This window comes from Kitasatospora sp. NPDC047058, from assembly GCF_040643935.1.
Lineage (GTDB): Bacteria > Actinomycetota > Actinomycetes > Streptomycetales > Streptomycetaceae > Kitasatospora.
In genome coordinates, this window is the sequence record NZ_JBEYVJ010000271.1 from 1 (window position 1) to 10,054 (window position 10,054).

At 74.8% G+C, this 10,054-nt stretch carries 11 protein-coding genes; 8 read left to right on the forward strand and 3 right to left on the reverse strand.

The window, feature by feature from the left end; genetic code table 11:
* Together ABZ885_RS29180 and ABZ885_RS29185 are read left to right on the forward strand one after the other, a co-directional pair.
* On the forward strand, positions 1-535 hold a 535-nt coding region (locus ABZ885_RS29180; RefSeq protein ID WP_360194892.1), incomplete at its 5' end, for an NlpC/P60 family protein.
* 123 nt (positions 536-658) lie between these two features.
* Positions 659-1,066: a VOC family protein gene (locus tag ABZ885_RS29185; protein ID WP_360194895.1), complete on the forward strand. Its 408-nt coding sequence runs from the start codon at positions 659-661 to the stop codon at positions 1,064-1,066.
* A 55-nt stretch (positions 1,067-1,121) separates the two neighbouring features.
* Here ABZ885_RS29185 and ABZ885_RS29190 read toward each other — a convergent pair whose 3' ends face one another.
* The 3 genes from ABZ885_RS29190 to ABZ885_RS29200 all read right to left on the reverse strand — a co-directional run bounded on the left by ABZ885_RS29190 (position 1,122) and on the right by ABZ885_RS29200 (position 3,739).
* Positions 1,122-1,385 (reverse strand): hypothetical protein, encoded by a 264-nt coding sequence (locus tag ABZ885_RS29190; protein WP_360194897.1) that lies wholly within the window; start codon positions 1,383-1,385, stop codon positions 1,122-1,124.
* A 176-nt stretch (positions 1,386-1,561) separates the two neighbouring features.
* Positions 1,562-2,794, reverse strand: coding sequence for a threonine--tRNA ligase (thrS, locus tag ABZ885_RS29195; RefSeq protein ID WP_360194900.1), 1,233 nt, complete (start codon positions 2,792-2,794; stop codon positions 1,562-1,564).
* A gap of 213 nt (positions 2,795-3,007) precedes the next feature.
* Positions 3,008-3,739, reverse strand: a complete 732-nt coding sequence (locus ABZ885_RS29200) for a leucine-rich repeat domain-containing protein (RefSeq protein WP_360194903.1) — start codon at positions 3,737-3,739, stop codon at positions 3,008-3,010.
* A gap of 130 nt (positions 3,740-3,869) precedes the next feature.
* Between ABZ885_RS29200 and ABZ885_RS29205 the strand changes: the two genes are divergently transcribed.
* The 6 genes from ABZ885_RS29205 to ABZ885_RS29230 form a co-directional block, all read left to right on the forward strand.
* Positions 3,870-4,523 carry a hypothetical protein gene (locus tag ABZ885_RS29205; RefSeq protein ID WP_360194906.1) on the forward strand — a complete coding sequence of 218 codons (654 nt, stop codon included), beginning with the start codon at positions 3,870-3,872 and terminating at the stop codon, positions 4,521-4,523.
* Positions 4,524-4,848: 325 nt separating this feature from the next.
* Positions 4,849-5,778: a YhjD/YihY/BrkB family envelope integrity protein gene (locus ABZ885_RS29210; RefSeq protein WP_360194909.1), complete on the forward strand. Its 930-nt coding sequence runs from the start codon at positions 4,849-4,851 to the stop codon at positions 5,776-5,778.
* A complete protein-coding gene (locus ABZ885_RS29215) occupies positions 5,775-6,368 on the forward strand; it encodes a potassium channel family protein (RefSeq protein ID WP_360194912.1) in 594 nt (197 codons plus the stop codon). Before ABZ885_RS29210 ends, ABZ885_RS29215 begins: the two co-directional genes overlap by 4 nt.
* A gap of 92 nt (positions 6,369-6,460) precedes the next feature.
* The gene (locus ABZ885_RS29220) at positions 6,461-7,255 is read left to right on the forward strand and encodes a hypothetical protein (protein WP_360194915.1); all 795 of its coding nucleotides are present in this window, start codon (positions 6,461-6,463) and stop codon (positions 7,253-7,255) included.
* A 125-nt stretch (positions 7,256-7,380) separates the two neighbouring features.
* Positions 7,381-8,763: a glutamate decarboxylase gene (locus tag ABZ885_RS29225; RefSeq protein WP_360194920.1), complete on the forward strand. Its 1,383-nt coding sequence runs from the start codon at positions 7,381-7,383 to the stop codon at positions 8,761-8,763.
* 243 nt (positions 8,764-9,006) lie between these two features.
* Positions 9,007-10,054: fibronectin type III domain-containing protein (locus ABZ885_RS29230; protein WP_360194917.1), on the forward strand; the 1,048-nt coding region annotated here is incomplete at its 3' end.

The window sequence follows — 10,054 nt, forward strand, 5'->3', positions numbered from 1 at the left end:
CGGCACCCAGACCGGCGGTTCGGTGATCCGGCCCGCCGCCTACTGCGGGGTGGTCGGCTTCCGGTCGACGCACGGGCGGATCCCGCTCGCCGGGGAGGCGGCCGAGCAGCTCGGGGTGCCGTACGCCTGGGGCGGCGGCGACCGGCTGGGCCCGGGCCTCGGCTTCTGCGACGAGGAGAACGGCTACCTGGACGGCCAGTGCCTCGGCGAGAGCACGGTCGGCTTCGACTGCAGCGGGCTCTCGCTCTACTGCTGGTACCGGGCGAGCGGCGGCGCGGTGGAGCTAGCCCACTACACCGTCGCGCAGTACCACCGGTCCGCGCCGGTCTCCCGCTCCGGCCTGCTCCCCGGCGACCTGCTGTTCTTCTCCCGCCCGGACGCCCCGCTGCACCACGTCGGCGTCTACGCGGGCGACGGCGCGATGATCCACGCCCAGCACACCGGCACCCTGGTCGCCCGCCTCCCGGACGTGTTCGACGACCCGCACTGGGGTGCCGAGTTCGCCGGCGCCCGCCGCCCGCAGCCGCTCACCTGACCGGGCCGCCCCGCCCGGGCGGCCCGCACGGCCCGGGCGCGGCCCGCTCGACCTGGGCGCGCCCGGCCAGGACCCACTAGGTTCTTCCGTGAGCCGTGAGCCGTCCGACCCCAGGAGCCCGTCGTGGACGCCCTGTACAACCGCCTGCTCGTGTCCCGCTTCACCGAGTGCTTCGAGTTCTACCGCGAGATCCTGCCGGCCCTGACCGGCGCCACCCTGGTCAAGGGCTCCCCGAACGGCCCGTACGCCAACTGGGACGCCGACGGCCAGGCCGTGCTGGCGCTGTACGACCGCGGGCTGCTGGCCATCACCCTGGGCACCGCCGGGCTCCCCGCCGAGCCGCCGCCCGTCCAGGACACCGCCATGATGGTCTTCCGGGTGGACAACGTGGACGAGGCCCTCTCCCTCTGCCTGCGCAACGGCGGCTCGCTCGCCGCCGTCGCCACCAACCGCCCGGAGTGGGGACCGAACCTGCGGACCGCCCACCTCCGCGACCCCGACGGCCGCCTGATCGAGCTCCAGTCCTACTGACCGCCCCGCCGCCCGGCCACCCCGGGCGGGGGCTGCACGGGAGGCGGGCGGCAGCTCAGCCGCGGAAGACCTGGAGGGCGTCCACCCGGGCGTCGGCCGAGCAGCCGTGCCCCAGCAGCGGGGAACGTCCGTCGGCGCCGGGGACGTGGCCGACCACCGCCGCGCAGTAGCGGGTGTCGGGGACGGGCAGCGGACGCAGTGCGGCGGGCGATGCCGGGGCGGCGACGGCCGCACCGGCGAGCACGAGGCAGACGGCTGCCGCGGGAGCGGCGAGCCGGCAGGAGAGCCGGTGGGAGAGCCGGGCGAGGACGGGGCGCACGGGGGAACCTCCGATCGGGGGGCACGGCGGCCGTGGGCAGGCCACCGGGCCCATTCGAACGGCGGTCGCGCCGGCCCGGCGGGCCGACACACCGCACACCCCCGCTAGTCGTACGTATCCGACCGGACTCCCCCACCCCACCGCCCCACCGCCCCGCCACCGACCGGAGGTGCCCCTCAGGCCCGGGCCCCCTCCGCGTCCCACAACCCGGTGCTGCACGCCGCCACCAGGGCGCCGATCCGGGCCAGTACCTCCTCGGCCGGCAGCGGATCGAGCCGGCGCCCGTCCCGCAGCCGCAGGGCGACCCGGTCGTCCACCGCCTCCTTGGGACCGATCACCGCCTGGTACGGCACCAGCCTGGCCTCCCGGATCCGGGCGCCCAGGCTGCCGTGCTCGGGCCCGGCCACCTCGGCCCGCAGCCCCAGGTCGAGGCAGCGCTGCCGGAGCCGCCCGGCCTGCGGCACCTGCTCCTCGGAGAGCGGCAGCAGGACGAGCTGGGTGGGCGCGAGCCAGGCCGGGAAGGCACCGCCGTACAGCTCGATGAGGTGGGCGACCACCCGCTCGACGCTGCCGATGACACTGCGGTGGACCATCACCGGCCGGTGCTTGGCGCCGTCCGCGCCGATGTAGTGCAGGCCGAACCGCTCCGGCTGGTGGAAGTCGATCTGCACGGTGGACAGGGTCGACTCGCGCCCGGCCGCGTCGGCGATCTGGACGTCGATCTTCGGCCCGTAGAACGCGGCCTCGCCCTCCACCGCCTCGAACGGCACCCCGGACCGCTCCAGCACCTCGGTCAGCAGCGCGGTGGCCCGCTCCCACAGCAGCGGGTCCGCCACGTACTTGCCGCCCTCGCCGGGCAGCGAGAGCCGGTAGCGGACCGGGCGGATGCCGAGCGCGCGGTGCGCCTCGCGGATCAGCTCCAGCGCGGCCACCGCCTCGTCGGCGGCCTGCTCGGGGGTGCAGAAAACGTGCGCGTCGTTCAGCTGGATCGCCCGCACCCGGGTGAGCCCGCCGAGCACCCCGGACAGCTCGGACCGGTACATCCCGCCCAACTCGGCCATCCGCAACGGCAGTTCTCGGTAGCTGCGGGCGCGCGAGCGGTAGATCAGAGCATGGTGCGGACAGAGGCTGGGCCGCAGCACGACCTGCTCGGAGCCGAGGTCCATCGGCGGGAACATGTCGTCGCGGTAGTGCGACCAGTGGCCGGAGATCTCGTACAGCTCGCGTTTGCCGAGCACCGGCGAGTACACGTGCCGGTAGCCGGCCCGGCGCTCGCGCCCGCGGATGAACTCCTCCAGGGTGTGCCGGACGGCGGCGCCGTCGGGCAGCCAGTACGGCAGGCCCGCGCCCATCAGCGGGTCGGTGTCGAACAGGTCGAGCTCGCGGCCCAGTCGGCGGTGGTCGTTCACGGCGGTTCTCCACTCGGGGATCTGCGGGCGAGTGGACCACCGGTACGACGAAGCCCCGGGGCACTCGCCCCGGGGCTTCGGACTAGGTCAGCAGTCAGCGCGCCGGGACTCTCTCCGGCGTCGTCGTCTGGACGGCAGCAGCGCGCTTCATGTCCCCCACCGTAGCAGGGCGATGGCGCGTCCGGCGGTCATTTTCGCGGCCGCGGCCCGCCCTCAGTACAGGACCTCGCAGCCGCGCCCGGCCAGTGCGTCCAGCAGCCGGCGCGAGGGGGTCACCTCGTTCCACCGCAGGTCGAGCTTCTCCAGCGCCGGCAGCGCCACCGGACCGGCCAGCCAGTCGGGCAGCGCGGCGATCCGGTTGCCGCGCAGGTCCAGGCGGCGCAGCAGCGGCAGTCCGGCGAGCTGCGGCGGGACTTCGGCGAAGGCGTTCTCCCGCAGCTCCAGCTCGCGCAGCTCCGCGAGCTTCGTCACGGAGGGCGGAAGCGCCGTCAACCGGTTGCCGCGCAACCAGAGTTCGCGCAGCCCGCCGAGCCGGCCGAGCGAGTGCGGCAGCGAGGTGAGCCCGTTGTGCTGCGCCCGCAGCTCGACCAGGCCGGCCATCTCGCCGAGGGTGTCCGGGAGTTCGGTGAGCCGGTTCTCGCCGACGTTGAGGTAGCGCAGCGCGGTGAGGCGCCCGAGCGCGTCCGGCAGCCGGGTGAGGGCGTTGTCGTGCAGGTAGAGGAAGCCGGTGAGCCCGGTGAGCTCGCCGACCTCCTCCGGCACGGCGGTGAGCGCGTTGTGCCCGAGGTCGAGGGTCCGCAGCCGCTGCAACCGGCCGATCCCGGGCGGCAGTTCGGCCAGTCCGGTGTCCGCGAGGATCAGCACCGTCAGCTCGGTGCGCTCCCAGACGCCCTCGGGCACGGTTCCGAGCTGCTGCCGCCAGAGGTTGAGGATGGTGTCCGTCACGCGCCCCATTCTCCCGCGCCCCCGGCCGCCGCCGTCGCGCAGGCCGCACGCGGTCGACGCCGGGCGGCCCGGGGCCGGTGGCTGGCCGCGGACTTGCTAGGGTCGCCCGGTGTCGCCGAACGGGGGGTTCATGAACAGGCGGTCGGCCGTACTCGTACCGGCTTCGGTGGTGCTCGCACTGGTCGCCGGCGGCTGTGCGGGCGCCGGCGGCACCACCCCGGCCGCTCCCGCGATGCCGGCGCTGGACGTCCAGGACCTCCGGGCCCGCCTGCTCACGCCGGACGACCTCGGCGCCGACTACGCCGTACCGGTCGTCATGAGCGCCGATTCCACCGCGGAGAAGCACGGTTGCCCGTCGGGGAAGGGCCCGTCCGGCGACGCCGACGGTTCCCGGCGCTCCTTCGCCGCGAAGGCCGACATCTCGTTCACGTCCGCCCGCGCCGGCGGCGGGTCGCTCCAGGAAACGCTGCACAGCGACACCCCTGCGAAGCTGTCGGCGGGCCTGAGGGCGAAGGTCGCCGCCGAGCTCTCCTGCCCGTCCTACACGATCACCGACCCCGTGACGGTGCAGGTCACCGTCACCCGGCTCGACGCGCCTCCGCTCGGCGACGAGCAGTACCGGCAGACGACGACCGTCACCGTCGCCGGGACGACCACGACCTACCGGTGGGCCGCCGTGCGGGTGGGCAACGTCGCCGTCGTGCTCCAGGGCTCCCCGGACCTGGTCGACGGGCAACTGCCCGCGGCCGTGCGCAGAGCCGCCCCGGCGACCGGGCGTCCGTGAGGCGACCGGCCCCACCGGGCCCGCCGAACCCGGCCGGCCGTCTGCCCGGTGCGTATGAGCTCAGGCACTGCCTGGCGCATGGCTGATCCACGCCCGCCGTGGGCCGGGCCGGGCCGACGACGGGGCAACGCCGGGTGCCGCCCCGCAGGCGGCGCAGCGGTCCGCGCCGGTGTGGGCCGGTCCGCCCGCCGCCGGGCCGGCTCGCCCTGACACGCCGGGGCCGCCGTGCGACGGTGGATACGGGACCGCGGCCCGGGGCACGCGTGTCGCCGCCGCGCGCAGGGTCCCCAGCCGACCGGGGTGATCAGCTCCTGGAGGATGCGTCATGCGGGCGAGGGACAGGGCACCGGGCGGGCCCCGGGGCGAGCACACGGCACGGGCCCGGGGCGCGGCGGAGGACGGACGGCCGGGCGGGAAGGCGCCCGACCGGGGTGCCGGGCGCACCCGGCGGGCGACGGAGTGGGGCCGGGCGAAGTACGCGGGGTCGTGGGCGGAGAACCTGGGGCACCGGCTGGGTGCGTTCGACCTCCTCACCCACGCCCTGCAGCTGGCCGCCACGCTGCTCCTGTGCGCGGTCCCGTTCGTCCTCATCACCTCCGCCCTGGCCGGGCGGTCGGCGGTCTCGGCGCTGAGCCTGCGGCTGGGCCTGAGCCACGAGGCCGCGGCGGACATCGGCGGCCTGTTCGCCTCCTCCGTGGCCACCTCCGGGACGGTCACCGGCATGTCGTGGGTCTTCTTCATCCTGGGCGGCCTCGCCACCTCCGCCTCGCTCCAGAGGCTGTACCAGCAGATGTTCCGGCTGCGTCCGCAGGGGCCGCGGGACCGGCTGCGGTCGCTGGCCTGGCTGGCCGGGGTGGTGGGCTGGGCCGCCCTGGGCACCTCGGTGGGGAAGGTGGTCTACGACAGTGCACCGGTCCTGTGGTGGATCCTCAACGTCCCGGCGTTCATCGCCTTCTGGTGGTTCACGATGTGGTTCCTGCTGGCCGGGCGGGTCGCCTGGCGGAGGCTGCTGCCGTGCGCGGTCGCGACCGCCCTGTACTGGATGGGCATGCTGGTCTTCTTCCACTTCGTGTTCTCCGACATGGTCACCGACTACGACCGGGAGTACGGGCCGATCGGCGTGGTGTTCGCCCTGATGTCGCTCTTCATCGCGATCGGGGTGGTGATCATCCTGGGCGCGGCCACGGGCATGATGTGGCACGACCGCGGCATGTCGCTCCGGGCCGCGGCCGCCAGGATGCGGCGGGCGTCATGATGCCCGGCACCGGCATGGAGCCCGAGGACCCGCCCCAGGACCAGGCCGCGGACCGGCCCTCGGCCCGCAGGATCGTCTGGACGGTGCTCCGGGTGGCCGGCTCGGTCACCGCGCTGCTCGCCCTGTACTACCTGCTGCCGCTGGACCACTCGTCCTCGACCGCCACCGTCTCGATGCTGCTGGGCGGGCTGGCGGGGTTCGTCGCCCTGGTCGCCCTCCAGGTCCGCTCGATCATCCGCTCCCGGCACCCGGGGCTGCGGGCCGCCGAGGCCCTGGCCACCAGCGTGCCGTTCTTCCTGCTGCTGTTCGCGGCCACCTACGTCGGGCTGGCGGCCCTGTCGCGCGCCAGCTTCGGCATACCGCTGTCCCACACCAACGGGCTGTACTTCAGCGTCACCGTGTTCTCGACCGTCGGGTTCGGCGACATCACCGCCAAGTCCGATACGGCCCGGCTGGTGGTCACCGTCCAGATGCTCGCCGACCTGGTCGTCCTCGGCCTGGCCGTCAAGGTCATCGTGGGCGCGGTCCAGCGCGGCCGGCAGCGCAAGGCCGGCCGGGACGGCACCCCGGACGGAGGCGGGGAACGGTGACCGCGACCGGACCGGGCCGACCGGAGCCGTCGGCACCTGGGCAGGCCGGGCAGCCCGAGCAGACCGGGAACGGCCGGCGTGCCGGTGCCCGGGTGACGTTCGTCGACCACGTGCGCGCGGACGGCGTCGTGGTCCGGTGGGAGTCGCGGCGCCACCGCAAGCACCAGCAACCCGCCACCGCGTCGACCTGGTGGGCGCCGGCCGACCGCGGCTGGTGGATCGCGGTGCTGTTCGCCGTCGGGTCGCTGCTGTTCGCCGTCGGGTCGGTGCCCGGGTACACCGGCGCGGTCGGGGCCCGGTGGGACACCGTCACCTACTTCACCGGCTCGCTGTTCTTCACCGCGGCGTCCTTCCTCTGCTACCGCGAGGCGGTCGACGCCGCCCCGCCCGCCGACAACCCGGCGCACCGGCGGTTCTTCGTCCGCCAGCCCCGGCGGATCGACTGGTGGGCCACCGGGATCCAGCTGGCCGGCACCCTCTACTTCAACGTGAGCACCGGCGTCGCCATGGCGTCCAACCTCTCCGCGGAAACCGCCCACCAGCACGTCTGGCGGCCCGACGCGATCGGCTCGGTGTGCTTCCTGGTCTCCAGCCTCCTCGCCTGGTACGAGACCTGTCACGGCTGGGCCGCCTGGCGGCCGGCGGCCTGGTCCTGGTGGATCACGCTGGCCAACCTGGTCGGATCCGTCGCCTTCGGCGTCTCCGCCGTGGCCGGGTACATCGACCCGGTCACCGGCCAGGTACGCAACGCCACGGAGGCCGACACGACGACCCTGATCGGCGCGCTCTGCTTCCTCGCCGGCGCCGTCCTGCTGCTGCCGGAACGCACCGAGGAGACCGGCGAACGGGCCGCCGCGCCGACGGGCGGCGGCCCCGCTCCCCCGTAGCCGGTGGACGCGCCCCGCCCGCCGCCGCCGTTCCCGGGATGGCGCACGCCCGCGTGCCGAGCCCCGGCCGGGCCCGTAATGTCCGAATCCGGGTCCGAAACCGATACGTGAGGTGACCGGTGGCTCTGCACAACGCCCAGGAACCGGCGGCCGACCCCGCCGTCGACATCTTCGCCTCGCCGCTGAGCGAGCACCCCCTGCCCAAGCGGGCCATGCCGGACTTCCCGGTCCCGCCGTCCGTGGTGTTCCAGCTGCTGCGCAACGAGCTCCTGCTGGACGGCAACGCCGCGCAGAACCTCGCCACCTTCTGCACCACCTGGGCCGACGACGAGGTCCGCCGGCTGATGGACCTCTGCCTCGACAAGAACATCGTCGACAAGGACGAGTACCCGCAGACCGCGGAGATCGAGTCCCGGTGCGTGAACATCCTCGCCGACCTCTGGCACGCCCCGGCCGGCTCCGGCAGCACCAACGCGGTCGGCTGCTCCACCACCGGCTCCAGCGAGGCGGCCATGCTCTGCGGCCTCGCCCTGAAGTGGCGCTGGCGCGACCGCCGCCGCGCCGCCGGCCAGTCGACCGAGCGGCCGAACCTGGTGTGCGGGCCGGTCCAGGTCTGCTGGGAGAAGTTCGCCCGCTACTTCGACGTCGAACTGCGCCAGGTGCCGGTGGAGCCCGGGGCGACCGGCCTGCAGCCGCACCAGCTGCGCGCGTACGTCGACGAGAACACCATCGGCGTCGTCGCGATCCTCGGCGTCACCTACACCTGCACCTACGAGCCGGTCGCGGAGATCGCCGCCGAGCTCGACCGGATGCAGGTGGAGACCGGCCTCGACGTCCCGCTGCACGTCGACGCCGCCTCCGGTGGGTTCATCGCGCCGTTCCTCCACCGCGACCTGGTCTGGGACTTCCGGCTGCCGCGGGTCGCCTCGATCAACGCCTCGGGCCACAAGTACGGCATGGCGCCGCTCGGCGTCGGCTGGGCGCTGTGGCGCGACCAGGACGCGCTGCCCGAGGACCTGGTGTTCCACGTCTCCTACCTCGGCGGCGACATGCCGACCCTCGCCCTGAACTTCTCCCGCCCCGGCGGCCAGGTCGTCACCCAGTACTTCATGTTCCTGCGCCTGGGCCGCGAGGGGTACCGGCGGGTCTACCAGGCCTGCGCCGACACCGCCCAGCACCTCGCCCGGCAGATCGCCGAGATGGGCCCGTTCACCCTGCTCTACGACGGCGCGGGCGCCCTGCCCGCGGTCTCCTACACCCTCACGGACCCCGGCTCCGTCGGCTGGAGCCTGTACGACCTCTCCGACCAGCTCCGCATGCGCGGCTGGCAGGTGCCCTCCTACCCGCTGCCGCCGGACCGCCAGGAGACCGTCATCCAGCGCGTCCTGGTCCGCCACGGCGTCGACCGCGACGAGATCGAGCTCCTCGCCGACGACATGCGCCGGGTGATCAAGCGCCTCGACGAGGGCCGCCCGCACGAATCGGACCGCGTCGGCTTCCACCACTGACCGGCCCCCGCCCCGGCCCCCGTTCCTGCTGCTCCGCCCGGGCGGTGTGCCCGGGCGGTTGCGGGACACGGTACGCCGCCGCGGTGGTGCGGATACGTCCGACTGGTACAACGGCCCTCGGACCGGTTCCCGGACGGTCCCGGCGGGGGTGCCGCCGCGGGCCGGGGCTCCGGCTCGTACTCCACCGCCGGCGAGGACGTGTCGCCGGCGGTGGCCTGCCCGTCGGCGACACGGAGGCGGTTCATGGGTGGACCAGGCAGCGCGCCACAGCCCCCGGTGATCACGTGGGTGCGGTACGACGACGGTGTCCTGGCCGTCGCGTGGAGCGGCCCCGGGAAGCCGAACGCCGGGGTGACGTACGTGGTGCAGGTGGTGGACGACGACCGCACGGTGGCGGAGGCGTGGGCCGGGGCGGCGACCGATGCCGCACTTCCGCTCCACGCCGTGCCCGGCGAGGTCTACCGCGCCCGGATCGCGATGTACAACCTCGCTTCGGGCCCGACGCTGTCTCCCGAGGTCACGATCGTCACCGACACCTCCACGGTCGAGCGGGCCGAGACGGACCCGGTGACCGGCGCCGTGACGCTGACCTGGAAGGCCGCGGACACCGACGAGTTCCTGCTCCGCTACGTGGTCAACGGCACGGCCCCGGGCCCGGAGGTCCCGGTCTCCGGCGGATCGTTCGTCATCGACCTGCCGCCGCCCGCGGGCTCGACCGTGGCGGCCGCCCTCGCCCGGGTCCGCACCGGTCAGGACGCGGTGTCCATCGGCCCGCACGGCCCCGCGCTCGCGGCACCGACGGAGCGGCCCGAACTGGTCGAGGCCGCGTACGACGCCCCGCCCGCCGCCGGCCCGCCCGACGCCGGCCTGCTCGCGGTGGCCTGGACCGCCGTGCCCGCCGCGGACGCCTACCGGGTCAGCGTGCTGGACGAGGGCGGGCTGTTCTTCCGGGCCGCCGAGGTGCGCGCGCCCGTGACGACGGCCGGGCTGGACCCCGGCCTCGTCGACGGCGGCACGTACCGCGTCGTCGTCCAGGCCGTGAACGGCGTGGGCTCCGGGCCGCCGTCGGCACCGCTCGCGGTCCAGCTCGCCGCGCCGGGCATCACGGCGGTGACGTCGGACGCCGCCACGGTGTCGGTCGCCGTGGTGCCGCCGGAGTTCACCCCCACCGGGTACGACGTGGTGCTGCTGCGCGACGGCGTCCCGGTCCGCCGGGAGACCGTGGCCCCCGCGTCGACGCTGTCGCTCGCCGTTCCCGGGCCGCTGCCGCGGGGCGCGGCGTACGCGGTGT